Raw genomic sequence first — 26,198 nt, 5'->3', positions numbered from 1 at the left:
AGCGTAAGCTACCCTTTTTTATGACTTTGTTAAGGCACAACAATGTGAGTTGTGCTACCGCCACTCTGTTTTAATACATCTATTCGGCTGGTTATTTGTTCTTTCATTTCAGCCACATGAGAAATAACGCCCACCATTCGCCCTGAGCTTTGTAAATCAATTAAGGTGCGAATAGCTAGATCTAACGACTCTTGATCCAAGCTGCCAAAGCCTTCATCGATAAACAAGGTGTCTAACTTAATACCACCAGCATAAGCTTGAACAACATCCGACAAACCTAATGCCATGGCTAGCGCAGCCATAAAGCTTTCGCCGCCACTTAAGGTAGCTACCGAGCGAACTTTAGAGGTGTAACTATCTTCGACTTCTAACTCTAAACCAGAGGCTTTATTGCCTTTTGCCCGTTGTTCTTTTCGAATAAGCTGGTAACGCCCTTTGCTCATTAGCTGTAAACGTTGACTTGCTTGCAGCAATACATCGTCTAATAACACGCTTAATACAAAGCGCTGCAAACTAATTTTGTTGCCGGTTTGGCCGTTCGCTACGTCAGCCAGGGTGCCGACAACTTTATACTTTGCCTGCAAACTCTTTGCATTTTTATCCGCACCAAGCAGCTTTTGTTGAATATCTTGTAAAGTCTGTTGCCTACTGTTTAGTTTATTCCATTGAACATCGTGTTGATTACGCAGCGCTAAATGCCCTACCAGTGCTTGCTCTAGGGCTTCTACATTTTGTTGTTTTTTACCTTTGAGCTTAGCTTTGACCTGTTCAAAAAGAACCGTGGTTTTAGTCAGGTTTTGATTAAATGACAGCAACAGTGCTTCTAACTCAGAGAACTCTTCATCACTTAAGCTGTTAAGGGCTATGTTAAACGCCCCCTCATTATCAAAACACGAACCGGCTAACTGCTCACTAAAAGTAGTTTTAGCTTCACCTAAGGTTTGTTGAGCGAGCTTAAGGCTCTGCTTGGCAGCCGCAGCGCCCGATTGCTTTGCACTTAACGCTTCTCTTGCCGCATTATAAGCCTGATTAACAGTGCTTATGTTTTGTTTCAAACTTTCAGTTTTAGCACTTTGCTGCTCAATTGCCTGTTCCAGCAATTGAGGCTCTCGGTATTGCTCAGGTAGATTCTGCTCAGCTCGCTCATGCTGCGCTTGGTAAACACCCATTTGCTCTTTAATGTTTCGGTAAGCGTCTTTAGCAAGTTCAACTTTATTTTGCAGTGCTTGCTCAGCTTGGGTAGTTTGTTCAATCTGCTGTTGCAGTTCGTCCACTTTTTTATGCGCTTGCTGGGCAGTAGCTAAGGCTTGTTGCGCCTGTTCCAACTCAGCAGTAAGCGCTGGTAGCGACAAACTAGCCTTGCTGGCCATTTGCTGGTGTAAACTTTGTTGCTGAACTTCCCACTCAGATAATTGCGCTTTTAACACCGAGTATTGCTGGCGTGCTTCTACTAATTTGTCTTTAGCTTGTTGCTCACTTTCTCTCGCGTGTTTTACGTCACCCTCACTAGGCAGTTCATCATCACTAACTGCCAAATGCGGATGCTCTTGGCTACCACAAACAGGACACGCGTCCCCCTGGTTTAAACGTTTTGCCATAATGGCCGCTTGGCCTTGGTGCCAATTAAACTCGGTTTGGTTTGCAAATTGTTCCGCAAGTTGGTGTTGCTCTCGTAAGCGCTTGCCCTGCCCCGCTGATTGTTGCATGGCCTGTTGGCTTTCGGCCAGTTGCTTATTTAATGCAGCTAATTGCTTACCTTGTTCTACGCTTTGCTCTGCAACGCCCAAAATCTTTTGCTTTGCCGCCTGAGTATCAGCTTGCTGGCGTAATTCACTTTGCTGTTGAAGTAGCTTGGCTTTTTGCTCAGTGGTATCACTAAGCTGCTGCTTCAGCGCTTTACCTTGTTCAGCTTGCAGATCAAGCTTCTGCTGCTCAGCCTTATGTAAGCCATTAAATTTATTTAGCTCTTCCAACAAAGGCTTAAAGCTTTGTAATGAACGGAGCTGATCCTGAGCAACATTTAACTGCGCTTCTTTCTCGGGAACTTGCTTAAATAACTGCTCAGCATCGCCCAAGCTTTGCTTGGCTTGGCTTAATTCGGTTTCGCTTTGGGTTTGCGCTAGGCTTGCTTGCTTAGCTTCGTTAAAACGAACGCGATAATCTGTGTCAAATTGCTCTATTGCTCGAGCAGCCTTAGCTTGGTCATAGTTTAGTTGTTGTTTGTCTATACTAGGCTTTTGTTTAGTCAGTAATGCCAAAGATGCTTTTAAGCTAGCCTGCTGCTCAAAGTCTGCGCTAAGTAACTTGGCGACTTCAAACTGCTTACTCGCTTCATCAAAGGCTTTGCCTGACTGAGCTTTGTCATCAGCTGCCAAACTCACTGTGCTTGCCAACTCACCCAACTCTTGCTGAAGGTTTTGTTCTTGCTCTACATCAGCACTTAGCAATATACCTTCGCGAATGCTTTTCTGCTCAGCAGCGGCGTTTCGAATACTGGCGGCCTGGCTTTTTAAGCTGTCTTCAATTTTTCGGTAGATGTGCGTTTGAAAAAGCTGACTAAAGATCTTCTCTCGCTCTTTAGAGTCAGCCATTAGCAATTGCCTAAATTTGCCTTGAGGCAATACCATCACCTGGCGAAACTGGTCTGCGTCTAAACCCGTTAGCGCTTCTATTTCGCTATTTGCTTCAGATACTTTAGCCGGTACCAATAAGGTTTCGCTGCCGTCGTCATCTATTTTGGTCAACTGCGCTTCTGGTTTTTGCTTGGTAACTCCGTCTCCAGACTTTTTAAGCCGTTCTTGATCAGGCACGCGGCGAATACGATAACGCTGTTGGCCAAGTTCAAATTCAAAAACCACCTCGGTAAGCAGTGATTCATCGGCTAAATCACAGCGCATTTGTGCTGCTTCTCGTTCATCTCCGGTGCTTTTACCGTACAAGGCAAAACACATCGCATCTAAAATGGTGGTTTTACCGGCGCCAGTGGGGCCGTTAAGCAAAAACAGCGGGTTGCGTCCTAGCTGAGAGAAGTCAATAAACTCGGTGCCAGCAAACGGACCGAAAGCGCTTATGCGCAAGCTAATGGGACGCATTATTGGTCTCCACTGTGCAGTGATTCAATGGTGGCTTTTAGCAAGCTTTGTTGCTCGTTACTCAAGCTTTCTCCCGATACCTGAGAAAAGAAATCGCTAAACATGTCGTACTCACCTTTTTGTACATGCGCACGATGCAAAGCCAACTGCTGATTCTCTGCCATTAAACCGGTACGTTCTAAATGTAATACATTGGGGTATACGTCTCTTAACTTGCCCATTGCATCTAATATGGCGGACTTATCGAGTAGCCTTACCATTAAATAATCGCTGTTATTAGTGTCGGTTGCGCCAGCACTAATAACGTCGTCTAACATTCCTTCAATAATGCGTACATCACGTAAGGGTTTTAAGGGCAATAATTCAAATTGATAATCATCACCATTCAGTTCAACCAAGGTTATAGATTTGTTTTGGTGCTGTTCGCTAAACGAATATTTAAGTGGCGAACCAGAATAACGCACATGCGATTCACCTTTGTATTGAGGCCCATGTAAATGGCCAAGTGCAGCATAAGAAAAAGGAGTAAATAAGTTCGGTGATATTTTGTCTGCACCGCCAATACTGAGCGGCCGCTCAGATTCAGATTCATCCCCACCATCTAAAAAGCAGTGAGCTATAACAACCTTATTCGCTGTTTGGCTATCGTGCTCGCTGACTTGTTCAAGCAGCACTTGCATGGCTTGCTGGTGACTTGACACCTCACAATCAAATACCTCTCTTACCGTTGCAGGCTCTGCATAAGGTAAACCATAAAACGCTGTGTTTTCACCAGCCTTAGACTTAATCTTGATAGGTTTTATCTGATTCTTTAAGGGGCCTACGATATGTAAATTTTGCATATGCCGCGAAGCAAAAGCTAAGCGTTGAGCGCCATCGTGATTTCCCGCAATCATAATCACGCTTATCCCCAACTCATTAACTAATTGGTGTAATACTTCATCTAACAGGGCTACTGCTTGGCTAGGTGGAACAGAGCGGTCGAAGATATCTCCAGCAACAATTAATGCATCAACATCGTGCTGCTTGGCCAAGCTCACAATCTGTTCCAATACAAAGGCTTGGTCCTCAAGCAAAGATTGATTGTGCAACTGCCGGCCTAAATGCCAATCTGATGTATGGAGAAATTTCATTCAATATCCGTGTTCTAAGTAAATGAGAAAATAGTATTTTCCCAAAAAAGCTGATGCTTATTATCAGGGATGACAATCAATAAGCCAACGACAAAACTAAGCCTATTCGCCTCACAGGGCAGCATTACAGTAAAAATGGCTAACTAAACTCGCGCCCGATTAAATACTCTGGCAACATAAGTTAAATTATTTATCTCGTTTCAAGGAAGAGCTGTGACTGAACAAGGTTCTACCGGCAATGTACTCGCCGCCATATGTAGTTTTTTTATCCCGGGTCTTGGCCAATTGGTACAAGGGCGGATGTTACCAGCAATACTATTCTTTATTTTTACCGCTGCAGGTTACGCACTGTGGCTGGTAGTATTTCCGGTGATTATTGCCGTTATCGTTCATATTTGGGCCATTATTGATGCTGCGCGCTTTTCTCCAGGAGGTTCTCGATGAAACTGCTCTCGCCCTTTTTGTTGCTCATTTTCCTTGTTGGCTGTGAATCTACTTACTACTCGGCCATGGAAAAAGTGGGTTATCACAAACGTGAGATTTTGGTCGACCGAGTTGAAGACGCTCAAGAAAGCCAACAAGATGCGCAGCAACAATTTACTTCTGCGTTAGAACACCTTAAAACCCTGACCAATTTTGATGGCGGTGATTTAGAAGTTATTTATGACCAAGTAAATGATCAATATAAAGATTCCAAAGCAGCTGCTGAACTAGTGAGTAAGCGCATTGATGAAGTTGATAGCGTGGCCGAAGCTTTGTTTGATGAATGGCAAGGCGAGTTGGAACAATATCAATCAACCAGCTTAAGAGCGGAAAGCGAAACTCAACTCGCCGACACTAAAAAGCGCTATGCAGCAATGCTAAAAGCAATGCGCCGAGCCGAATCACAAATGGCACCGGTGTTAAGTCGGTTAAACGACAATCAGCTTTATTTAAAACACAATCTAAATGCGCGAGCTATTGGCTCTGTAGGCAAAGAATTCGTACGCTTAGAGCAAGAGGTTGCTGACGTGATTCAGCAAATGAGCAAAGCGATAGCTGAGTCAGATAAGTTTATTGCTACCATGAAGTAAACCCTAGAGGCTACAAAACCATCAATTGTAGCCTTTTATTTACGCACTCGTTTCTCAATCTTCTTCTTAGCCCTACCTGTAACAATTCCTTCATAAAAATGCAGTAAATTTGCCACTCAAAATTATTGTCTGTTTCTAAGCGCGAGAGCATTTTCGTGCGTAATGGCAATACTCTGCATTCAAGGTGGCAACAAATGCTCAGCAAAATCAGAAGGTTTCATTTTAAACCTGCACTTTTGGCACTACTGTGTAGCCTGCTACCTATTGCGATAGCTTATGTTTGTATAATTGAAAACAACAAGCAGCAACGCCGCGAAGCATTTATTCACGATTACCAAACCAGTTTCAATAACATTAGCCATAACTTAAATGCTATTGCTCAGCAATTTTCACTTCTAGATAACGCCAATACACACTGCTCTGAAGATACCTTAGTCGCCTTACGCAAAACTCATTTTCGAATTTCTTACATTGCTGAAATGGGCATCGTCAGCCCATTTGGTAAACTCACGTGCAGCAGCTGGGGCCCGGTTAGCCCTCCCTTAGATGTACTTAAACCAGTTAGCGATAGCACCCTTCGCTACTTTGGCCCAGCCGTATTAGATTACACCGAAGAACTAGCAATGATAGTGGCCCAAACCCGCCATGATGGAAGCGAAATAAACGCCGCAATCCCTCTAGATGTTTTTCGTGCATTTTTAAAGGATTCAAATCATCACAGTGACTCCATAGCCTTAAGCGATAGTAAAACCGGATCGCCGCTATTCAAAATAGGAGACTACAGCTTGCCGTTGCATAACTCTGCCCAGTTATTCCCTCTCCAACAAAGTAAAACCTCTGGCGCTAGGCTATTTGACGATGGGGAACAGCGTTTCTATATCGTCCAGGTGTTCCCAGCGCTACCAGGTTTATCGCTTATCTCAAGCCGATCCATTCACGAGCTATACAAAAGTGTTTATTGCTTAAGTCTGCTACAAGTAAGCTTATTTGCTTGTTTACTGTGTAGCATGACCTTTTTGGCATATCGACACCGTCGCCGCCGTTTGAGTCAAAAATCACGCTTAAAAGTAGCCTTGAAGAATCGAGAGTTCGTAAATTTTTATCAAGCCATTTTTGATACTCGAAATAACCAATTGGTCGCTGTAGAAGCACTTGTTCGCTGGATGCACCCAGTAGACGGCCTCCGCAGCCCCGATTCCTTCTTGCCAGATGTAGATCGTTATCAACTACAGGTGGCGCTAACAGAACAAGTTATCGAAAATCTAAAACGTGATTTACACACCTTGTTGGCAAAATACCCAAAGATTAAAGTAAACATTAATATCACAGGGCAACATTTAAAAAGCCCCAAATTTATTAGCCAAGTGTTAGCCGCACATGCTGATTTCCCTAACCTTTGCTTAGAAATCACAGAAACAGAATTGGTCGAAATAGATTCACCGCAGGTTCAACTGTCACTGCAAAAGCTTAAACAACAAGGTGTAACACTGGCGATTGATGACTTTGGAACGGGTTACGCGGGTCTGCAATACTTGCAGCAGCTACCATTAGATACCTTAAAAATTGACCGTAGTTTTGTTGTCGCCATTGGCACTGAATCTCCGCAAGCAAAAGTATTAAATGGAGTCATAGATCTAGCACTAAATTTACAGTTACAGTTGGTCGCCGAAGGCGTAGAAACAAAGGCCCAAGCTGAATACTTAATTTCAAAGGGCGTAAGTTTTCACCAAGGGTGGCTATACGGTAAACCTCAGGCCATTAGTAACTTTACGGCATAGAGACCTTAAACCTACATCTTGATTAGTTGAGAAATCATTACCTTATGATAACTTGCAAGCGCATTGGAACTTGCGCACAATAGCAGCGTTAACAAAGGAGTTAAGCAATATGGTTTCTAAATGGGCACAACGCTTTTTTCAAATGGCTGAACTGGTAGGTTCCTGGAGTAAAGACCCCTCTACCCAGGTAGGTGCAGTAATCACCGAAAATAACCGAATAGTCTCTCTCGGATTTAATGGCTATCCCCACGGTATCTCAGACAGTGCAGAAACCGACAATAGGGAAATGAAACTGCTTAAAACCTTGCACGCCGAAGAAAACGCCATTCTGTTTGCAAAGCGCGATTTGTCTGGTTGCGAAATTTGGGTCACTCATTTCCCCTGCCCTAATTGCGCGGCCAAGATCATTCAAACCGGCATTAGTACTGTGCATTGCCCAGAACAAAGTGAAGATTTTTTATCTCGCTGGGGCGACAAAATCAAAGTCAGCGAAGACATGTTTAGCCAGGCCGGTGTACAAGTAGATTGGCTACCTTTAAGCCAATAGAAACACTTAGTTCTACCATTACGCTCTCCTAAGCCTTGTTCTCATACAAGGCTTTATATTTATTCTATTTCGTTTTCAGAGTACTGGCGAAGTTTTAATCTAGCGAACACTCAGCTAAATGAGGTTATGTCGTACAATTAAGATTAAAATGAACTCCAAATCAACCATGAGTAAAAGAGTAAAGCTTCCACTTCCCTAACACTAATCCCTCTCACTTTGTTTAACCGCTAAATGACCTTGCTGTATCACTTATCGCTTAGTTAACATTGTTGACGGCACTAAGCTTAACTTACGTTAAATAGATAAGAACTTACGCAAATCAGTTATTTACTTAAGTCGCTATACTTTTCATCGCCTCACATTTTATGCTAACTCGTCTGGATTCAAGGGTTTGATCGTGATAGACACTGAAAATGAAAACTACAATCAACGCCAAATAACATTTTCCTCAATAATGTAAAGCACAAAGCTTAAGGGCTTCACATAGCTGCTCAAATAAACACCACCAATTGAGTAATTACTGCGAAAAGCTCACAGTTTTTTACAATTTTCTCTATCAAGTCCACACTTTTTGACCTTTCCACTATTAATCATACAAGAATATTTAATAACCTGATCAGGTTCACAGATAACTATCGCAAATCGCAATAGCATATTTGTATTACATTAATACAGTAATCGAAGTCACCCATAAGGATTGATGATGACGAATTATAAGCCTCTGGCACTTGCAGTTTGTTTTGCTTTTAGCTCTTCAGCTTTAGCAGCTGAATTTGTATTTGTGAACGAAAGTGTTCTTAAAGAGAACCGTGCTTTACTTCATTCTGATGCGGCACCTGCGTCTATGAAGCTGAGTTATGAGCGCTTATTAGAAGAAGCGGGTTACGCGACAAAAGCAGGCCCCTTTTCTGTAACCGATAAAGGCATGACACCGCCAAGTGGTGACAAAAACGATTACTTAAGTATTAGTCCATATTGGTGGCCTGATAAAAATAAAGCCGATGGACTACCGTGGATCCGCCACGATGGCAAAGTTAACCCTGCGTCTAAGACCAGCGAAACCGATTCAAAACGCCTAGGTAAATTTACCCGTTCAGTTCGCGCCTTGGCAATTGCTTATTACTTTAGCCAAGACGAGAAATATGCTGAAACCGCTATCGACTATATTCGAACTTGGTTCTTAAATCCTGAAACACGTATGAACCCGAATATGAACTTCGCACAAGGTGTTCCTGGCCGTGCTGACGGTCGCCGTAGTGGTTTAATCGATTCACGTTCATTTGCTGACCGAATGTTAGATGCCGTTGCAATGGTATCTACCTCACCTAATTGGACAGAAGCCGATGAAAAAGGCATCAACCAATGGTATAGCGAGTACTTAAACTGGTTGCTCACCAGCGAATTAGGTGGCGGCCCTAAAGGCGAAGCTTACGCTGAAAACAACCATGGTTCTTGGTACGACTTGCAGGTAGCTGGCATCTCGTACTTTCTAGGAAAAGAATCCGTTGCAATGAACATAGTGGAAAAAGGCAAAATGAGAATTGATACTCAGTTTATGCCTGACGGCACTCAGCCTCACGAATTAGGCCGAACCCGTTCTTACCACTACAGCTACTTTAATTTAGATGCATTAGCCGGTGTTGCTCAAGTAGGTGAAAAAATAGGTATAGACCTATGGAGCTATCAATCAACTACTGGCGCTTCGCTGAAGAAAGGTATTGATTTAGTTGCACAATATCATGACAACGCAGAGGGATGGCCTTATCAACACAAAAAGACGCCTCGCACTATGCGTATGATACCTATTTACCGTAAAGCTGGTTTAGGAATGAGTGATGAAAGCTTGCTTGCTCTGTCTAAATCAGGAGATTTCTCGAAATACACCGTAAAGAAAAACCTCGCAGAAATTTGGGCTGAACGCGACATAGAGTTGCTCTACCCAAGAAAATAATTTTAACCCTACTCCTTAAATATAAAACCGAGGCTTAACAATAAGCCCCCAAATATAGAAATGGAATTTATTATGAATAAAATGAAAGCGTTACCAATTGCCATTGCCGCTGTATTCCTTAGCGGTACTGCGTTCGCTGGACAGCTTGATATCCGTACTGAGTACAAACATGAATCAGAAGATCATGCTGGCCGTATTAAGATTGGTGACTCAACCAAGGTAAGTGACCAAGGCAAAGTGTACTACAGCGTAGAAATGAAATTCTTCAGCGGTGACAAAGTAGATGGCACTCCTGGTGGCTTCTTAGAAAACCTACAACGTGGCGACTCTGAATTTGATTTTGGCTACCGTCATAAACTAAACAAAAAGTGGTACATCCAACCTGGTATGCCAATCACTTTTGGTTCTGAGCGTATCACCTACAAACCACAATTTCGTGTAGGTTACACCTCTGACTTTGGTTTAAAAACCGCCCTTCGTTACCGTTACGAAATCCGTCAATATGCTGATGGTAAAGAGAATGGTGAAACGTGGAACAAATCTAAAATCACCTTAACCGGTGGCTACAAAGTTAAAAGCATGCCTAACCTTAAGTTAGATTATGAAGCAAACTACTGGAAGAGCCACGAGTACGAGTGGGATGCAGAAGCTGGTAAAGCTAAAGATGCACAATTTAACAACGGTGATGACAACTGGGATGCGGGTATCTTCATTGGTTACCAAATTGAAAAATGGCGCCCATACGTAGAATTTTGGAATTCAAGCGTAAGTTCTAAAACTGATCAACGCCAACTTAAAACCCGTATTGGTGTTAAATACAAGTTCTAGTTTCATAAAACCTTAGCATTCCTTTTTTGGCCAAGTAGCTCCCCTACTTGGCCCTTTTTTTAGGCTGAACACACGCTAGGAGCATCCCGCATTTCTCGCTGACGCATCGGCATCGCATCGATAATCGAAAAGATCTTTTGCCAATCAGTTTCTGCCCCCCAGCGATATTTTTCTCGGCCATCTTTACCCACTAACACCGCAGTATATTGTTTCAGACTGGCTTGGTATTTATTACGTAGATATTCGAACCCATCATCATCAAAATGGCCGCTAGGTATGGCTTTAGCATCTTCGGTCACCACCAACACCACCATGTCTCGTTCTTTGATTTGGCACCGATAGCGTAGTTCTTCCGCTTCAAATTTTTCCACATACTGGTCTTGTTGCGGAGCGAAAAATAAAACACTGCGATGTGACCAATAATTATGTTCTAAGGGGTAAGCTTGCGAATAAGCGCTAAAACAAATCATGAGTAAAGCTAGTAAGTTCTTCATAAACGTTATCCTCGCTTTTAACCATTATTAGAACGTTTGAGCCTTAGCTTTAGTTCAATTTATCTGCAGCTATTTCATTGGAGGTAGTCAGATTTCTTTACAGCATAATGGCCCTTTTTATTAAGCCTTTAATTTTCTTATAGAAAAACTTTAGGCCATGCAAACACCCACCTATTGAGTTAAAAGTTATTTAACATCATGAATAAGCAAAGAAGCCTTAGTAACAAAAGTGCCACTTTAATTTACACTCACACAAAAAGATCTGAGGAAGTCTTTGCGACCCATTGATAAATATGAATTTATTGCTTCTGGCTTAATTATTGATATCGCTGGTGTTCACTTTAAAAGGAATGCCAAATGCTTAAAACCAACACTGTTCTACCTGCTTACTTGTTGTTACTAAGTAGCCCCAGCTTCGCCTCAGTAATTGCCTACGATATGTTTAATAGCAACAGCCAAGGTCTTATTGAGCACAGCAACCCTTACGAGCAGCAGTTTAATAGTGAGCAAGACGGATTTGAGAAGTACCGTGTTGGAGTAAGCGCCACTATCCCAAATAGTTTGTTAGACACTAGTTTAACCACTGCCAATGATAGCTTGGGCATTGTTAATACTCAAAATGACACCAATACATTTTTTGGTGTTACTGATGTTGCTAACCCAAACAATCCAAGCGGCAGCACTCAAGCAGTTTGGCATTTCAACATTGCGGGTTTTACCCTCAACTCGATTTCTATTGCTATGGCGGCTATGGGTGACTTTGAATCATCAGACATATTCAGCTTTGCCTACTCGATTGATGCAGCACCAGTAAGCGCATTGTTTTCGAGTGTTGTAGATGAGCAATCCGATCAAAGCTACCGATTAGCCAATGGCAACCAGCAGGTATTAAACGACCCTTTGCTTGTTAACAACCAGCGTTTAAATAACCAGTTCCAAACACTAGAACAATCGCTTAATGGCAGTGGTTCGGTATTTAGCCTGTATTTTAACGCAACGCAGAACAGTGGTGCCGAAGCTTTTGCTTTTCGCGATATCGTTATTAGTGGCGACGCAAATCTACCAGCCCAAGTACCTGAACCCACTTCAATTTGGCTAGTACTGCTGGGCTTAAGCGCACTAATCGTTAGAAAAGCAGTAGGCAAACCCTAAACGAAAAAGCGACAGTATGGCTAACCATACTGTCGCTTTGCTATTACCGTTTATTTTTTGTTTGTTATTGCTTGATGCCCGCAAATACAACAACGACTTTGTCGTCGCCTTTAGTGCGGCTAAAGGCATAGGGCTGGTCACTGATCTTGTTGTGTTCACCAGCTCCAACCGCTACGTGACGGTCTCGGAACTGACCCACTGTTTGCCAGTGTTTAACCAAAGCTTGGCGATCCGCTTCTTTATCAATTTGTTCCCAATTCATAAATGAACGAGTCGGCGAATCAAATGCATCCGATTGCGGCCCACGTGGTCGCCCACTCTCATCACCATAATACAGTTGCACGCCACCAGGCATCATCAACAATGCTGTACCCGCTCCTGCTTGTAGCGGAATATCTTCATAGTTTGAATAGAACAACTTGGTATCGTGCGAACTAATGTAAGTAAGCAAGTTAAACGTAGGATCGCTGTTTATGTCTTTGGCATAAGTTGCGTACATTTTCTCGTTTTGCGCTAAACACTGAGAGCCTTTAAGTGCAGCACTTTCACCTGCATATTCAAAGTTAATTAAGCTATCCATGCCGTTATCGAAGTAGAAATCACGGTAAGCCCCGTGGTGCCATACTTCACCCACCATCCAAAACGGTTTGTCATCTATTGCTTTCTCAGGGTTTTCTTTTTTCCACTCAGCTAACGCTTCTGTCGCAGAGTCTTTTAGCTTGCCCCATACTTCGGCTTCTACGTGTTTAACGGTATCTGCTCTAAAGCCATCAATACCGTAGTCACGTACCCAGTTGGTATGCCACTCCACCAAATAATCCAATACCGTATAGCCTTCGCGCTCAACAGCTTTGGTATCTTTCTTATTTTTTAGAATAGGCGGCAAGCCTACATGCTTAGTGCTTTCGGTGATTAGATCTGGCAAGCCAGCTAAATTCATGGTGATATCATCGCCGCCAGGAGCAGTATATCCAGCCATGCCACTACGAACCCAATCTGGTCCCCACCATTTGTCTGCCCAGTCGCTAGAACTCCAGCGAATAAAGTTGTTGTAGCGATGCCAGTTGTGGCCTTTTTCGAAATCAGGTTGCCAATCAGTCCACTTCTTAGGCACCGGGGCGCCTGGTGCCATAGCGTTGATGCCAAAGGTTTGCATATCATCCATTGTAGGGTAACCAACATGGTTCACTACAACGTCTACCAATACTCGAATACCACGCTTATGTGCTTCATCTACAAAGCGGCCAAAATCTTCTTCACTGCCTAGGTTTGGATCAATCTTGGTAAAATCTAAAGCCCAATAACCATGGTAACCATAGAATGGGAAACTGCCCTTTTCACCGCCCCCAATAAAGCCATGAATTTGTTCAACAATTGGGGTAACCCAAATGGCGTTCATGCCTAAATCTTTAATGTAATCTAACTTGGCCGTAATACCGCTAAAGTCGCCACCTTGAAAGGTGCCAATTTCTTGTTTACCGTCGGCTTTACGATTTAGCGGGTAATCATTGCTAGTATCACCGTTATTGAAACGGTCTGTCATGATGAAATAAACGCTGGCGTTATCCCACGAGAACTCACTGGCTTCAGCATCCGCCGCTTCTAGCAACAATACTCCGCCGCTTGCGGGGTCTGGTTGCATGGTAACAGTGCCGTTAGTAACTTTTTGTGTTTGACCAGAATAGAAGTCTTTTACCGTTTCGCCGTTACTAAAGGTAGAGCTAACGTCAACGGTAACCGGTTGACCATCCCAAGCAATACAATCCACGGCTGGAGGTTTACGTTTGAAGGTAGACGCTTTGGCTTTACGCGATACTTGTAAAGTAGGTTTGTCGGCATCGGAGTTATCTAAAATCAGCTCATAATTGCCAGCAAAACGAATGTTTAGCTCGAAGAACTTGTCTTCAGCGCAGTCGCTCAAGCCTTGAGGTTTGGAAAAGCGCATTTTCGCTTCATCGGCGGGGCCGTAACGTAGGCCACATTGTTGACCTTCATCAGACACCTGGAAGTTATAAATGCCTTTTTCTAGAGGTACCGTAATCTTGTAGCGACTCTTTCCTGCAAACTTTAAGCGTTGCTCAACATTTACGCCGCTATCGGCATAATTCATGTACAAAGGGGTTTTGATCATTGCCGCCGACAAATTTGCCGAACCGCCCGCCATAACTAACGCGGCACTTAATAAACCAAGTTTAAAACCTTTCATTCAACCTCCATGGTATTTGTACATCGCACCCTGCGAGCAAACACCTCGTTCAACCATTTGGAATGATGAAAACAAAAGCTACTTAAGTTTTCACTAACAAAGCATGATTATTTGTGATTTTTATGACTGACAGCGCTTTCATTTGGCAAAACATCAACTTGGCCGCCAGATCAACAATGAATCCCTCGTGCCCCTTGCTGCACCTGTGATGTTGTTTTATGATGTCGGGTCTTAATTGTGGTTATTTAAGCGCTATTTTTAGCTTAAAAATCGTAATTGGCAGACAGAGAAAATAAACAGTTTAAGTTAGTCGTATTCGCTTAACGCTTGACAGAGATATAAAAACAACGCGAGTGAGAGCAACAGACAGGGTGTAAAGGAAGCCATGAAAAAAACAATGTACGAAAAGATCTGGGACGCGCATGTAGTCCACGAACCAAAAGGTAGCGCATCTATCCTTTTTGTTGATCGTCACCTCATGCACGAAGTAACTAGCCCGCAAGCCTTCGAAGGTTTACGCATTGCTAATCGCCCGGTTCGTAACCCACACAGCATTCTGGCTACAATGGACCACTGTGTTCCAACTAAAGCAGCCGACCGCGTAAGCTTGCCAGACCCAATTGGCAAAAAACAAATCGAAGTGATGGCGCAAAACTGTGCCGACAACAGCATTAACCTTTACGACATGAACAACGCCAACAATGGTGTTATTCATATTGTTGTACCAGAGCATGGCTTTGTACATCCAGGTATGGTGGTATGTTGTGGTGATAGCCATACCGCTACTCATGGTGCCTTTGGCGCCCTAGCCTTTGGTATTGGTACTTCTGAAGTAGAGCACATCATGGCTACTCAGACCATCCAACAGCAAAAATCAAAAACCATGCTGGTTAAAGTAGATGGCGAACTTTCTGAATTCGCTACTGCTAAAGACATTGTTCTAGCCATTATTGGTAAAATTGGTACCGCAGGCGGTACTGGTTATGTTATCGAATTTGCCGGTAGCGCTATTGAAGCCCTTAGCATGGAAGGTCGTATGACCGTATGTAACATGGCTATTGAAGGCGGCGCACGTGCTGGCCTTATCGCTCCCGATCAAAAAACCTATGATTTCTTGAAAGGCAAAGAATTTGCCCCTCAAGGTGAGTACTGGGAACAAGCCGTTGCTTACTGGGAATCACTAACCACTGATGAAGGCGCAGAGTACGATGCAGTAGTAGAATTAGCTGCCGCTGACATCGCTCCGCAAATCACTTGGGGCACTTCGCCAGAGCAAGTACTTCCAGTAGATCAAGCTATTCCAGATCCAGCTCAAATCGAAGACTCAATTAAGTCACTCGCCGCTAAAAGCGCCCTTAACTACATGGGCCTAGAAGCTGGCAAGAAAATGACAGATTTCCCAGTTGATGTGGTATTCGTAGGCTCTTGTACTAACGGTCGCATCGAAGACTTCCGTGCAGCCGCTGAAATGACCAAAGGCAAAAAAGTTGCCCAAGGCGTACAAGCTATTGCTGTACCAGGGTCTTACCCAGTAAAAGAACAAGCCGAGAAAGAAGGTTTAGATAAAATCTTCATTGACGCGGGTTGGGAATGGCGTGAGCCAGGTTGTTCAATGTGCTTAGCCATGAATGGTGATTATCTTCAACCTGAGCAACGTTGTGCTTCAACTTCAAACCGAAACTTCGAAGGACGTCAAGGTAAAGGGGGTCGTACCCACCTTGTATCACCAGCAATGGCCGCAGCCGCAGCCGTTGAAGGTAAGTTCGTCGATTTACGTAATTGGAAATAATGTAAACACATTGAGTTAATCGATGTGAGTTAAATTTTTGGAGTTAATGATGCAACCATATGAAAAACACAACTCTGTTGCTGCGGTAATGAACCGCAGTAACGTTGATACAGACCAAATCATAGCAAAGCAATTCTTGAAGAAAGTTGAGCGCACCGGTTTTGGTATCCACTTATTCCACGATTGGCGTTACCTAGAAGACGGTTCTGACAATCCAGAGTTTGAGTTAAACCGCCCTGAGTTTAAAGGCGCAAAAATCCTAATCGCTGGTGATAACTTTGGTTGTGGTAGTTCACGTGAACACGCACCATGGTCAATTGCCGATTACGGTTTTAATACCATTATTTCAACCAGTTATGCTGATATCTTCTTTAGCAACTGCTTTAAAAATGGCATATTGCCAATTAAAGTTGATGCCGAAACACTGCAAGCATTAATGGATGAAGTAGAAGCTGCACCAGGCATTTCAATTACTATCGATTTAGAGAATCAAGTAATTAACACCCCAGCGGGTAACAAAATTGCGTTTGATGTTGACCCATTCCGCAAAGAGACTTTATCGAAAGGTCTTGATGACATCGGTTGGACCTTGAAATTTGAAGATAAAATCGACGAATTTGAAGTGAAACACAAACAACAACTACCTTGGTTGTGGCCAAGCGCTTAGTTGTAGCTAGGCGCAGCTATGGCTGCGCCTGCTTTTAGCAATTTTCTTAACTGCGAGACATGGTTTATGGAGCAAAACCGCTCAATACAACTCATGGACACTACCCTTCGCGATGGCGAACAAACCCAAGGTGTGTCTTATTTCCCTCAGGAAAAAGTCAGCATAGGCAAAGCCCTACTCCAATCTCTAAAAGTTGATCGCATTGAAGTGGCATCAGCTCGTGTATCAGACGGCGAGAAATCAGCTGTACAGCAGCTTACCGATTGGGCAAAAGGCGCTGGCCATATACAACAAATAGAAATTTTAGGTTTTGTTGATCACACCAAAAGCGTGGATTGGATTGTTGAATCCGGCGCGAAGATCATCAACCTACTAACCAAAGGCAGCCTTAATCACTGCACTAACCAACTGGGTAAAACGCTAGAACAACACATTGCCGACATTAAACAAACGGTAAGCTACGCACAACGCCAAGGTTTGAGTGTAAATGTGTATTTAGAAGATTGGTCAAACGGCTATGCTAACAGCCCAGACTACGTTTACGCCTTGGTAGAAGCGTTGAAAGACTTAGGCATTGAGCATTTTATGCTACCCGATACACTGGGCGTTATGGCGCCAAAAGAAGTATCAAGTAGCCTAAGCGATATGATTAGCCGCTTCCCAAACATAAAGTTTAATTTCCACCCACATAACGATTATGGTTTAGCCACCGCAAATGCTATGGCAGCAGCAGAAGCCGGTGTGGCGGCGTTGCATTGCACCATGAACTGTTTAGGTGAACGCGCGGGCAATGCCTCGCTAGCTGAAGTATCGGTTGTGCTCAAAGATAAACTTGGCTTCAAGCTTAATATTGATGAAAAAGAAATTCACAATATTGCCAAGCTAGTAGAGAGCTTTTCGGGCAAACGTTTAGCCGCCAATACCCCGATTGTAGGCGCCGATGTGTTTACCCAAACGGCTGGTATTCATGCCGACGGTGACCAAAAAGGCGGTTTATATATTACCGAACTTAGCCCAGAGCGCTTTGGCCGAGAACGCAGTTATGCCTTAGGGAAAATGGCCGGTAAGGCTTCAATTATTAAAAACCTTGAAGCGATGGAGATAGAAATATCGCCAGAGAACCAGAAAAAGCTGTTGGATAAAATTGTTAAATTAGGCGACCAAAAAGCCACTATTACCCCTAACGATTTGCCGTTTATTATTGCCGACATTATGGAAAGCAATGATTTCGCCCATATTGAGTTACTTAACTGCTCGATCACCAGCGGCTTAGATTTAGAATCCTCTGCCAATATTCGCCTGCGAATTGGTGATGAAGTCTACAAAAGCTCTGGCCACGGCAACGGTGGGTTTGATGCCTTTATGAAAGCACTAGCCTATCCACTTTCTGAAGCTGATCTAACCATGCCTGAACTTCTTGATTACGAAGTACGTATTCCTCCAGGTGGTCAAGCAAATGCCTTAACAGAATGTGTGATTCAATGGGCCGATGACGCCAAGCAGTTCCATACTCGAGGGGTTAACTCAAACCAAGTATTTGCCGGTATTCAAGCAACCCTGCGCATGTTAAATGTGAGGTTACATCAACGCCAGCCTGCGTAACATAAGGTTTCGGTTAACTAAAAAAGCGAGCAGTGCTCGCCTTTTTTACGTCAAAACAATAGTGACACTGCCAAATCAATTGAACTCAACGGCATGAAAGTGTGGGTTATCCATCAGTACTGTTAAACGTTTAATCGAGCTTAAATTTATTAAGCGCTCATCTTCGCCTACTAATACTTTTATACATTCTTCTTGTTCTGTATTTCTTTGTGTATCCAAGGCTTTACCTTGAATGGTCTCGCCGTTTACAAGCTCGATCCTTATAGGAAAATGATACATGCATACTATTTCGATATAGTCATAATCTTGGCAAGAAATCATTTAGGCCTCTTCATTTAATGCTGTTAACAATACAACAGACCGCCAATCACTAGACTAGCTTACACAGGCTTACGTGTTACACTGCGCGCCTTATTAATTTGTGTTGCTAGCCACTATAATAGCAACAGCCCTCTTTGTTGACCTGAGAACTATCATGCCATTTTCCAAACTCGGATTAAGCACGCCAATTTTGCACGCTTTAGCAGAGCTAAACTACCATACTCCAAGCCCTATTCAACAGCAGGCAATCCCCTTGGTATTAGCCGGTAAGAATGTAATGGGCGCTGCGCAAACAGGCACCGGTAAAACGGCCAGCTTTGTGTTACCTATCTTGGAAAAAATCAGCCAACAAGGTGAAGATTTACGCGGTAAACGAGTACGAGCATTAATACTCACTCCCACTCGTGAATTAGCACAGCAAGTAGAAAAAAACATTGTAGACTACGCCAAACACCTAGAAATAAGCTCGTTAGCGATGGTGGGTGGCGTTGATTCAGAGCCACAGAAACAAGCGCTAATTTACGGAATAGACATACTCGTGGCCACTCCAGGAAGGTTGCTAGATATGATGTACCAAAGAGCGGTACATTTTGATCAACTAGAAACCCTGGTGTTAGATGAAGCCGACCGCATGCTAGATATGGGCTTTATCGACGATATCACTAAAATTGTTGACCGTTTACCAGGCAATCGCCAAAGCCTGCTGTTCTCGGCGACCCTGTCAAAGCAAGTTAAAGCCTTAGCGAAAACCACCATTAACGATGCGGTAGAAATATCGGTAAGCAACCATATTGATAACGCACCCAAAATTGACCAGTGCTTGATTACCGTAGATAAAGATAAAAAGTCAGCGCTGCTCAGCCATTTGATTAAGGAAAATGACTGGCAACAAGCACTAATTTTCATTCAAACCAAACACGGTTCTGCTAAGTTAGTGAGTCAGTTAGAAAAACGAGGCATTGCCGCTGAGGCTTTTCATAGCGGCAGAAGCCAAGCGTCGAGAAACAAGCTACTAGAAAATTTTAAGGCTGGCGAAGTAAAGTTTGTAGTGGCCACAGGGATCGCATCTCGTGGTATTGATATTGATGAACTGAGCCGCGTAGTAAACTACGATTTGCCAGACCAAGCCGATGACTACGTTCACCGCATTGGCAGAACTGGCCGAGCTGGAGCCCAAGGCGAAGCGATATCATTTGTCTCTAGAGACGATTTTAGAAACCTTTGCGCCATAGAAAGCCGTATTGGTCACTTAATCGAACGAAAAGAAGTAGAAGGCTTTGTACCGACTAAAGAGGTTCCGGTTTCTATTCTTAACTACAAACCTAAATCTAAGAAAGGTAATGGCCACTATAAAAATAGAAAAAGCTAATTCAGCCAAAAATACTCTACGCAAAAAACCAGAAGCTATATTGCCCCTGGTTTTTTATTTGGTCTAAAAGCTAATGAGTAATGTTAGCTAGTAATTTTTTCTTCTTGGGTATTAGCACTCAGCGCGACTGGTAACACAACCAAACCTTGAACAACTTTGCGTATCATCAGATACATCGCAACAATTACCATCAACAGTACTACAAGGCCGTTTAAAATCGGTAGCATAACTATATTACTCCACCGAGATCAGGCTAAAATCGTAAGTACGAATAGTAATAGGGGTACCTGAATTTGCGTCTTCATCATTTAAGCGAACCCAAAAATTGCCTCTGCCATTGTTGTCCAACTGGTTGGTTACGTTTAGGTGTAAAACTTCAGATAAATCAAATGTTTTACTTGGTACATCAGAGCTTTCAAATCTCACGGTGACATCTTTTTGACCGTTACCATAGTAAGTTACCGACTTTACTTGCTCTTTAGTAACTGTGTTATCTGCATCCGTTACTTCAAGAGTCCCATCTACGTAGATGTTCACATACGGCTGAATAGCTCCCTCATGAGTAAGTAAATCATAAGTAAAATCTAGATTTCTATCGCCAATGGTTCCAAGATTTTCATTGCCAACTACCGTTTTAACAGTGGCCTCAAAATCATTAGGTTTCCCACCTCGTGGTTTAGGCACTAACGTAACTGCGCCGTCTGTATTATCAGTGTTGGTTATATCAGCAAAAATCACTTGAGACTTAGTGATGATTGGCTCTACAGGTGAAATTTCAATTGGCTCGCCAAATTTAGGAGGAACAATAATAATCCCACCTTCTTCATTCCTAGTGATGTTATATGGATAATGCTCTGGACTTTCTGAGTCATAGGCCAATGTTTCTACGATTGTCGACCCATAAGTTGTAGTTATTTCAATTACAGATTCTTTCTGAACGTAAACTGTATGGTACGCATCAGTACCGTCCTCATTTAAGGCGGCAGCCAAATTTTCATCATTTACATAGGTGTTGGCACGGTCAACGTCTTCTGTAGCTCGAACAGTAACGTAGCTAAACGAAGGGTCATATTCAGCATAAAGCAACACCTCATTGGTTTCACGAGTTACAGTTTCTTCAGCTACTGCAGTATACGAGTAAGCTACGTCACCATCAAAATAGGTAATAGGGGCGATTAGCTTAATGTGAGCTTCACCGGTAACCTCAATGTCAAAGCTGTCAGCTTTGCTGATATCTTCGATATCGATAAGAACTTCTCTAGCGCCTACTCCATCGATAAAGTCGTTTACCAGTACTTGGTAACCATCGACCCGGAGAAAGTGGGGGTAACCGTTGTTGTCATAAACCTTAATTACCTTCTCGTGTAAATCATTGCCTTCGAGCTCACCCTCTTTAAGACCAATTGAGGCTGGTGACTGCAATTTTACACTAACCGTGCGCGCCTGCAGTTCAGAGTCATCAGAAGTGCTAGAGTTATCTAAACAACCCGTTAAGGCCAGTGGGCTAATCGCAATGAGAGTTGCTAAAACAGTTCTTTTCATTTTTCTACCTTTAAAGTTGGGCTCAACACCATCTAATTTCGAATAGCCCGCTACAAATAAACCAAATATCTCCTTGTTTCGTTGTTCAATTCCTTATGACGAGATGCATATTACGTCCCCGGGACCCATAAAGTCAACATTTTATTTATCCAAAGGACGAATAAAGTGTTATATTGCTCGAAATCGGAGGAGCATATGGCAAGAATTACTGTAGAAAAACGGCAAGAGAACAAAGAAAAATACGATGCAATCGTACTTAATTGTTTCTTTGAACGAGGCTGGGATTACATTACGTTAAACAATATGGCGAAAGAGTTTGGTATTGGCAAAAGTAGTGTTCAGGCCTACTACCCCACTAAAACAGATTTTGGTGAAGCCTTACGCGGAAAAGTGTTTCCAGTATTGATGACTCAACTGGACTTTACTAACCCAGACACGTTTAAGGCATCTTGGCATAACTGTTTAAACGAAAAAGTATTTAAAACTGTGGTTCACCTGTTGGTAAGTAACGCTACGCGTGAAGATACCAGTTCAATGACAGTAACGGGTATTCAACGTTTACAGAGTTTGCTCACAGAAAAGTGGGGTGACAAACAGCAGGCCATTGATGCCATTTATTGGGTATTAGGTGTATCTGTAGTAGAGCTTGCGAACGGATAACAAACCTGAGAAAATGGTCAAAAATTGAGCTTTCTTATTATTTACTCATCTATTAATCGACCACACGGATCTGGGACATTAGAATATACCACCGGAGACGAGATATGTTTTGGTTAAGTTTTAAGCTTTTTCAAATTGTGATTTTTTATTACTTACAACGCAAAGTAAAAGCAGCAAACCAAGAAGCAATGTAATTATTCTTTAAGAATAATGGGTTTCACTTTTGATCTGCCTGAGTCTTCAAAAAATGGACTTGGCCTGGCCTTCCCCGTAAGTTTCCACAACAACAATTTAAGTACTGTTTTTACGACAATTTTACGCTGAGACTGACCTTGTAAGTGTTCAGGTAAGGGTTTTAAGGCTTGGTCAGAATGAACTGCACCTAAAGATTTTCCTAAGTTAAGGTCAGGTTGTTGCCCTTCGGCTACAAAGTCATGGAAAACACTAACAAACGGTAGCTTTAAACTCACGGTATTAGCAATTGGCGTATTACAACAAGCACTATACCAACGGTAAATGCCTTTTCTTTTTAACCGTAAACACGCTAGATGTTCAGCACCTTGGGTGATGCGTAAACTATTTGGAGCCACTTGGTATAGCTCTGTTCCACCGTACTCATTTAGAGTGTTTGAATCTACTGACAAGTGATTGGAAAATTGGCGACAGTCTTTACAATAACACGCCATTCGGTTGCAGCTATTGGCGCTGACTTGCTTAACTACACCTTCGATTTTGCCGCAATGACAGCGTAACGCTAAATCAATCATTAGAATTCCATCTTCCCTTTAGTCACAGCTTTGCTTGTATGGAAGCAGCTGTAAACATTGTTGTTTATATTGCGCCATCTGCATTCTTTCTTGCCGACAAAAATCGGCGATAGCGACGGAAAAGTCACTTCTTTTTACATAATGAGATGAATAAGTAGTGATGGGTTCAAAACCTCTTAACAGTTTGTGCTCTCCCTGTGTTCCAGGGTTAAAGCGATTAATACCTCTTGATATCGCAAACTCAATCCCTTGGTAAAAGCACAGCTCAAAATGCAACATATCGGTTTGTTGTACGCTCCCCCAATAACGGCCATAAAGGTTGGTTTCATCAAAAAAGAATAAGGCTGAAGCGATAATTTGCTGATCTTTTTCGGCCACCACCAACAACATAGATTCACCCATGTTTTCGCAAAGCTGTTTAAAGAAAGCGAGAGACAAATAGGCCTGTTGGCCACGCTTTAAATAAGTGGTTTGGTAACACAGGTAAAAAGCGTCTAATGCGGCTGAGTCTATATCAGCGCCAATCTTCCAATGAATAGCATCTACATTTTGCTGAGCGCTTCGGCGCTCCTTATTGGTGTTTTTGCGTTTACGAGAAGTAAAGCTAGCCAAAAAATCGTTGAAATCTTGATAGCCTTTATTAAGCCATTCAAACTGCACTCCATGGCGGGTCATTAAACCAAGTTCAGCAAATTCATCGGCTAAGTCCTTACCAATAAAGTTGCAGTGCCAGGAGCTTAATTGCTGTTGCTCGCAAACGGTATAAACACTGTCTACCCACTGCTTTATGAGCGATGCGTTAAGGTTTCCACCAAGGTGCTTATTGCTAGTTATAGGAGTAAAGGGCTGCATAGTGACCAGCTTAGGATAATACTCTACACCGTAACGCTGATAAGCGTCGGCCCATGCCCAATCAAAAACATACTCGCCATAACTGTGCTGCTTTATATAACTAGGAATCACTATTTGATGATCGGGCAACTCAATGTGATGTGGCTGCCAACCTGTGTTGCCGCCTACGCACAGTCGCTCCTCAAGAGCGACTAGAAAGATGGGATTACAAAAAGGTGAGCTAGCATCAAATGTCGATTTACAATCACTCAGTTTGCTATGAATACGACCCTGTTGGATTTCACCGGCTTCTTTTAAACTTATTGTCACAAACTCACACTTGGCTACATATAAACAACCAAAATATAACAAAGCAGACCAGAACAACACCCGTTACAAGAAATAAAATTGGGGGCGTAAAGCCCCCAATAACTAAGTGAACAGCGCTTTACTCTCTATCTTGGTCTAAATCACCATGGAAATGTCCATGATCACTATGACTAGGGGCAGCTTTTAACTTAGTGCCAATAGGTAGGTAAGTTGCTGATGAGCTAAACCGCGCCTGCTGAACCACTGGTTCAGCAGGAAACAACTCTTTTTTCATCGCATAATAGGTGGTCACATACGCCAATGCTTGAGTATTGATGTATGCAGCTTTCGCACTAACATTGTTTAAGTCATCACACGCTTGGTGATAGCAAGGATCGTAAGCTTGCTCAGCGTCACCACCAAATGCTTCGGCTTCAGCTATGCTTTTTACGCGTTCCGCTCCGGTGAACAAGCCACCAAATGCCACCCCCCAATCTGCAAAGCCTGCGTAGTCTGAACGTTTAGACAGCGCTTGAGGTACTGTTTGCTCAGACTGTTCACTAAAAAAGCGGTTGAAAACAGACTCTATGTTTGAGGTGCCAGCAGGTGGAGTAAAGTCGCCAGTATAAGCATTATCTGGGCTGTCTTTGGTGTCAGATAAATCCCCGTCCATTACACCGAATATGTAGTTTGGCGAGCCAATCATATCGAAGTTCAAATAGAGTTTAATGTGATTAAGCTGGTTGTAACGTTGATCAACCAATGCACTTTGCTCTGGGCTCAATTCACTCACATCATCTAAGCCTAACTCAGACAATATTTGCTGTTGAGCGGTATTATATAGGGGGCCAAACAAGTCATTAGTATAATACTCAGACCCAACTAAACCAGCTTCTTCCGCGGCCCACCAGGCAAATCGAACTTTGTTCTTTAGCAAATGCTCATATTTAGCTAAGCGCGTTGCGTATTCTAATAAACCCACACTACCCGAACCATTATCGTTAATACCCGGACCTACGGCAACGGAGTCTAAGTGAGCGCCTAACATCACCACTTGCTCGGCATCGCCTCTTTTAGTTTCAGCGATAATGTTTTCTGTTACGATCATGTTGTCATCCGTGGATATGGTCAGCTCCCCTGTCACCGTCCCCACTAAACTCGCTTGATACCATTGCTCACCAAGGTCAAACCTTACCCCAAAAGCTGGTATAACCGCCTCACTATCACTCCCCAAGGTGCCATTTACAACGGCTGTACGCCCTTCATCATTGCCTTGGTTAAATATAAGTGCAGCGGCTGCGCCTGCTTGCTGGGCATTCACTACTTTTTGGTTAAAACTACAGCCACCTCGTTGAATAACCGCGATTTTTCCTGTTAGCTCTAAGCCATCAAAGTCACTCACTTCGCAACCATCAGTACTGTCATAATCGTCGGCGTCAAAGCGAAAGTCTGGGCTAACAAATGCGATATCAGCCATCACTTTTCCAGTTGAACTAGCAGAGTAAGACATCGCTGCGTAATCAGCTGCTTCACCTTCGGTAATGTCAGAAATTCCTAATAAGTTTACTCCATCAACTTGCACCGCTGAGCCCGGTAGTTCTTCCCAACTCCTAAAGTCGAAGCTTTGCAATTCCACTTGGTAACCTAGTGCTTCCATCTTGCCCACAATAAACTCTACAGAAGAACTATAGCCTTCACTGCCAGCCACTCGAGTAATTGAGTTTCCATCGGTAGTAGCTGAAGATAAGCCCTCTAAACTGGCTAAATGATCTAGAATTGACGCTTGAGAAATTGACTTACTAAGCAGTTCTGCACCTAACGTCGCTTTCTGCTCTTCTGAACAAGCACTTATCAAACCTGCTGAAAGTGCAAATAATAAGGTGACTTTTAATGTTCGCTTGTAACTATGCATTACGATTCCCTTTTAGTGTCTATTAGATAACTCAGACAAGCTTCCCGCCTACCCTAATAGCAAAATAAACCAACAATTTGTTAAAATTAAGCATTTGCAATTGCAAACGCTTAACAAGATCCTAACAAATAATTGACTAGAGAAAATTTTGTAGTTTTTTGTATAAGAGACAGTT

22 protein-coding genes are annotated in these 26,198 nt (G+C 42.9%); 12 read left to right on the top strand and 10 right to left on the bottom strand.

Annotation, left to right across the window (positions count from 1 at the left end):
- Window positions 1–29: 29 nt before the first annotated feature.
- Both Q4592_RS11105 and Q4592_RS11100 read right to left on the bottom strand, forming a co-directional pair.
- On the bottom strand, window positions 30–3,092 hold the full coding sequence (locus tag Q4592_RS11105; protein WP_303512886.1) for an SMC family ATPase: 3,063 nt from the start codon (window positions 3,090–3,092) through the stop codon (window positions 30–32).
- Window positions 3,092–4,225 carry an exonuclease SbcCD subunit D gene (locus Q4592_RS11100; protein WP_303512883.1) on the bottom strand — a complete coding sequence of 378 codons (1,134 nt, stop codon included), beginning with the start codon at window positions 4,223–4,225 and terminating at the stop codon, window positions 3,092–3,094. Before Q4592_RS11100 ends, Q4592_RS11105 begins: the two co-directional genes overlap by 1 nt.
- Before the next feature lie 213 nt (window positions 4,226–4,438).
- Between Q4592_RS11100 and Q4592_RS11095 the strand changes: the two genes are divergently transcribed.
- The 6 genes from Q4592_RS11095 to Q4592_RS11070 all read left to right on the top strand — a co-directional run bounded on the left by Q4592_RS11095 (window position 4,439) and on the right by Q4592_RS11070 (window position 10,402).
- Window positions 4,439–4,669, top strand: coding sequence for a hypothetical protein (locus tag Q4592_RS11095; protein ID WP_303512882.1), 231 nt, complete (start codon window positions 4,439–4,441; stop codon window positions 4,667–4,669).
- The gene (locus Q4592_RS11090) at window positions 4,666–5,298 is read left to right on the top strand and encodes a DUF2959 domain-containing protein (protein ID WP_303512880.1); all 633 of its coding nucleotides are present in this window, start codon (window positions 4,666–4,668) and stop codon (window positions 5,296–5,298) included. Before Q4592_RS11095 ends, Q4592_RS11090 begins: the two co-directional genes overlap by 4 nt.
- A gap of 194 nt (window positions 5,299–5,492) precedes the next feature.
- A complete protein-coding gene (locus Q4592_RS11085) occupies window positions 5,493–7,076 on the top strand; it encodes an EAL domain-containing protein (protein WP_303512878.1) in 1,584 nt (527 codons plus the stop codon).
- Window positions 7,077–7,185: 109 nt separating this feature from the next.
- Entirely contained in the window at window positions 7,186–7,623 is a 438-nt protein-coding gene (locus Q4592_RS11080) for a dCMP deaminase family protein (RefSeq protein WP_137674652.1), read from the top strand.
- A 703-nt stretch (window positions 7,624–8,326) separates the two neighbouring features.
- The gene (locus Q4592_RS11075; protein WP_303512874.1) at window positions 8,327–9,574 is read left to right on the top strand and encodes an alginate lyase family protein; all 1,248 of its coding nucleotides are present in this window, start codon (window positions 8,327–8,329) and stop codon (window positions 9,572–9,574) included.
- A 72-nt stretch (window positions 9,575–9,646) separates the two neighbouring features.
- The gene (locus tag Q4592_RS11070; protein WP_303512872.1) at window positions 9,647–10,402 is read left to right on the top strand and encodes an oligogalacturonate-specific porin KdgM family protein; all 756 of its coding nucleotides are present in this window, start codon (window positions 9,647–9,649) and stop codon (window positions 10,400–10,402) included.
- A 59-nt stretch (window positions 10,403–10,461) separates the two neighbouring features.
- Here the strand turns inward: Q4592_RS11070 and Q4592_RS11065 are convergent, their stop codons facing one another.
- On the bottom strand, window positions 10,462–10,896 hold the full coding sequence (locus Q4592_RS11065; RefSeq protein WP_303512869.1) for a DUF4174 domain-containing protein: 435 nt from the start codon (window positions 10,894–10,896) through the stop codon (window positions 10,462–10,464).
- 357 nt (window positions 10,897–11,253) lie between these two features.
- Between Q4592_RS11065 and Q4592_RS11060 the strand changes: the two genes are divergently transcribed.
- On the top strand, window positions 11,254–12,048 hold the full coding sequence (locus Q4592_RS11060; RefSeq protein ID WP_303512866.1) for a PEP-CTERM sorting domain-containing protein: 795 nt from the start codon (window positions 11,254–11,256) through the stop codon (window positions 12,046–12,048).
- A 64-nt stretch (window positions 12,049–12,112) separates the two neighbouring features.
- Here Q4592_RS11060 and Q4592_RS11055 read toward each other — a convergent pair whose 3' ends face one another.
- A complete protein-coding gene (locus Q4592_RS11055; RefSeq protein WP_303512863.1) occupies window positions 12,113–14,254 on the bottom strand; it encodes an alpha-amylase in 2,142 nt (713 codons plus the stop codon).
- Between the two features lie 385 nt (window positions 14,255–14,639).
- On the opposite strand from Q4592_RS11055, the gene leuC reads away from it, so the two are divergent.
- From leuC to Q4592_RS11040, 3 genes are read left to right on the top strand one after another with little or no spacing between them, the layout of a single operon-like run.
- A complete protein-coding gene (leuC, locus tag Q4592_RS11050) occupies window positions 14,640–16,043 on the top strand; it encodes a 3-isopropylmalate dehydratase large subunit (protein ID WP_137674657.1) in 1,404 nt (467 codons plus the stop codon).
- Between the two features lie 49 nt (window positions 16,044–16,092).
- Complete coding sequence (gene leuD, locus Q4592_RS11045) at window positions 16,093–16,710, top strand: 3-isopropylmalate dehydratase small subunit (RefSeq protein ID WP_303513049.1); 618 nt, start codon at window positions 16,093–16,095, stop codon at window positions 16,708–16,710.
- A gap of 18 nt (window positions 16,711–16,728) precedes the next feature.
- Entirely contained in the window at window positions 16,729–18,312 is a 1,584-nt protein-coding gene (locus Q4592_RS11040) for an alpha-isopropylmalate synthase regulatory domain-containing protein (protein WP_303512859.1), read from the top strand.
- A gap of 75 nt (window positions 18,313–18,387) precedes the next feature.
- Here the strand turns inward: Q4592_RS11040 and Q4592_RS11035 are convergent, their stop codons facing one another.
- Complete coding sequence (locus Q4592_RS11035) at window positions 18,388–18,633, bottom strand: Rho-binding antiterminator (RefSeq protein WP_303512856.1); 246 nt, start codon at window positions 18,631–18,633, stop codon at window positions 18,388–18,390.
- Between the two features lie 154 nt (window positions 18,634–18,787).
- Here Q4592_RS11035 and Q4592_RS11030 point away from each other — a divergent pair, with 154 nt between their 5' ends.
- The gene (locus Q4592_RS11030; protein ID WP_303512855.1) at window positions 18,788–20,002 is read left to right on the top strand and encodes a DEAD/DEAH box helicase; all 1,215 of its coding nucleotides are present in this window, start codon (window positions 18,788–18,790) and stop codon (window positions 20,000–20,002) included.
- A gap of 83 nt (window positions 20,003–20,085) precedes the next feature.
- On the opposite strand, the gene Q4592_RS11025 is transcribed toward Q4592_RS11030, so the two are convergent.
- Window positions 20,086–20,229, bottom strand: a complete 144-nt coding sequence (locus Q4592_RS11025; protein WP_303512853.1) for a hypothetical protein — start codon at window positions 20,227–20,229, stop codon at window positions 20,086–20,088.
- A 7-nt stretch (window positions 20,230–20,236) separates the two neighbouring features.
- Window positions 20,237–21,544 carry a hypothetical protein gene (locus Q4592_RS11020; protein ID WP_303512852.1) on the bottom strand — a complete coding sequence of 436 codons (1,308 nt, stop codon included), beginning with the start codon at window positions 21,542–21,544 and terminating at the stop codon, window positions 20,237–20,239.
- 195 nt (window positions 21,545–21,739) lie between these two features.
- On the opposite strand from Q4592_RS11020, the gene Q4592_RS11015 reads away from it, so the two are divergent.
- A complete protein-coding gene (locus Q4592_RS11015; RefSeq protein ID WP_303512851.1) occupies window positions 21,740–22,204 on the top strand; it encodes a hypothetical protein in 465 nt (154 codons plus the stop codon).
- A gap of 194 nt (window positions 22,205–22,398) precedes the next feature.
- Here Q4592_RS11015 and Q4592_RS11010 read toward each other — a convergent pair whose 3' ends face one another.
- The 3 genes from Q4592_RS11010 to Q4592_RS11000 form a co-directional block, all read right to left on the bottom strand.
- Window positions 22,399–22,971: a DUF6151 family protein gene (locus tag Q4592_RS11010; protein WP_303512849.1), complete on the bottom strand. Its 573-nt coding sequence runs from the start codon at window positions 22,969–22,971 to the stop codon at window positions 22,399–22,401.
- A gap of 18 nt (window positions 22,972–22,989) precedes the next feature.
- The gene (locus Q4592_RS11005; RefSeq protein WP_303512847.1) at window positions 22,990–24,132 is read right to left on the bottom strand and encodes a GNAT family N-acetyltransferase; all 1,143 of its coding nucleotides are present in this window, start codon (window positions 24,130–24,132) and stop codon (window positions 22,990–22,992) included.
- Between the two features lie 118 nt (window positions 24,133–24,250).
- On the bottom strand, window positions 24,251–26,023 hold the full coding sequence (locus tag Q4592_RS11000; RefSeq protein ID WP_303512845.1) for a M28 family peptidase: 1,773 nt from the start codon (window positions 26,021–26,023) through the stop codon (window positions 24,251–24,253).
- Window positions 26,024–26,198 lie beyond the last annotated feature (175 nt).

It is taken from the genome of Agarivorans sp. 1_MG-2023 (assembly GCF_030548385.1).
Lineage (GTDB): Bacteria > Pseudomonadota > Gammaproteobacteria > Enterobacterales > Celerinatantimonadaceae > Agarivorans.
The sequence above is the reverse complement of the archived record's forward strand: the minus strand, read 5'-3'. Positions and strand labels throughout refer to the sequence as shown.

What these genes read in the sequence shown, in the direction of transcription:
- Q4592_RS11105 (WP_303512886.1), bottom strand. Translation starts at nt 3,092, where the DNA reads ATGCGTCCCATTAGCTTGCGCATAAGCGCTTTCGGTCCGTTTGCTGGC.
- Q4592_RS11100 (WP_303512883.1), bottom strand. Translation starts at nt 4,225, where the DNA reads ATGAAATTTCTCCATACATCAGATTGGCATTTAGGCCGGCAGTTGCAC.
- Q4592_RS11090 (WP_303512880.1), top strand. Translation starts at nt 4,666, where the DNA reads ATGAAACTGCTCTCGCCCTTTTTGTTGCTCATTTTCCTTGTTGGCTGT.
- Q4592_RS11085 (WP_303512878.1), top strand. Translation starts at nt 5,493, where the DNA reads ATGCTCAGCAAAATCAGAAGGTTTCATTTTAAACCTGCACTTTTGGCA.
- Q4592_RS11080 (WP_137674652.1), top strand. Translation starts at nt 7,186, where the DNA reads ATGGTTTCTAAATGGGCACAACGCTTTTTTCAAATGGCTGAACTGGTA.
- Q4592_RS11075 (WP_303512874.1), top strand. Translation starts at nt 8,327, where the DNA reads ATGACGAATTATAAGCCTCTGGCACTTGCAGTTTGTTTTGCTTTTAGC.
- Q4592_RS11070 (WP_303512872.1), top strand. Translation starts at nt 9,647, where the DNA reads ATGAATAAAATGAAAGCGTTACCAATTGCCATTGCCGCTGTATTCCTT.
- Q4592_RS11065 (WP_303512869.1), bottom strand. Translation starts at nt 10,896, where the DNA reads ATGAAGAACTTACTAGCTTTACTCATGATTTGTTTTAGCGCTTATTCG.
- Q4592_RS11060 (WP_303512866.1), top strand. Translation starts at nt 11,254, where the DNA reads ATGCTTAAAACCAACACTGTTCTACCTGCTTACTTGTTGTTACTAAGT.
- Q4592_RS11055 (WP_303512863.1), bottom strand. Translation starts at nt 14,254, where the DNA reads ATGAAAGGTTTTAAACTTGGTTTATTAAGTGCCGCGTTAGTTATGGCG.
- leuC (WP_137674657.1), top strand. Translation starts at nt 14,640, where the DNA reads ATGAAAAAAACAATGTACGAAAAGATCTGGGACGCGCATGTAGTCCAC.
- leuD (WP_303513049.1), top strand. Translation starts at nt 16,093, where the DNA reads ATGCAACCATATGAAAAACACAACTCTGTTGCTGCGGTAATGAACCGC.
- Q4592_RS11040 (WP_303512859.1), top strand. Translation starts at nt 16,729, where the DNA reads ATGGCTGCGCCTGCTTTTAGCAATTTTCTTAACTGCGAGACATGGTTT.
- Q4592_RS11035 (WP_303512856.1), bottom strand. Translation starts at nt 18,633, where the DNA reads ATGATTTCTTGCCAAGATTATGACTATATCGAAATAGTATGCATGTAT.
- Q4592_RS11030 (WP_303512855.1), top strand. Translation starts at nt 18,788, where the DNA reads ATGCCATTTTCCAAACTCGGATTAAGCACGCCAATTTTGCACGCTTTA.
- Q4592_RS11025 (WP_303512853.1), bottom strand. Translation starts at nt 20,229, where the DNA reads ATGCTACCGATTTTAAACGGCCTTGTAGTACTGTTGATGGTAATTGTT.
- Q4592_RS11020 (WP_303512852.1), bottom strand. Translation starts at nt 21,544, where the DNA reads ATGAAAAGAACTGTTTTAGCAACTCTCATTGCGATTAGCCCACTGGCC.
- Q4592_RS11015 (WP_303512851.1), top strand. Translation starts at nt 21,740, where the DNA reads ATGGCAAGAATTACTGTAGAAAAACGGCAAGAGAACAAAGAAAAATAC.
- Q4592_RS11010 (WP_303512849.1), bottom strand. Translation starts at nt 22,971, where the DNA reads ATGATTGATTTAGCGTTACGCTGTCATTGCGGCAAAATCGAAGGTGTA.
- Q4592_RS11000 (WP_303512845.1), bottom strand. Translation starts at nt 26,023, where the DNA reads ATGCATAGTTACAAGCGAACATTAAAAGTCACCTTATTATTTGCACTT.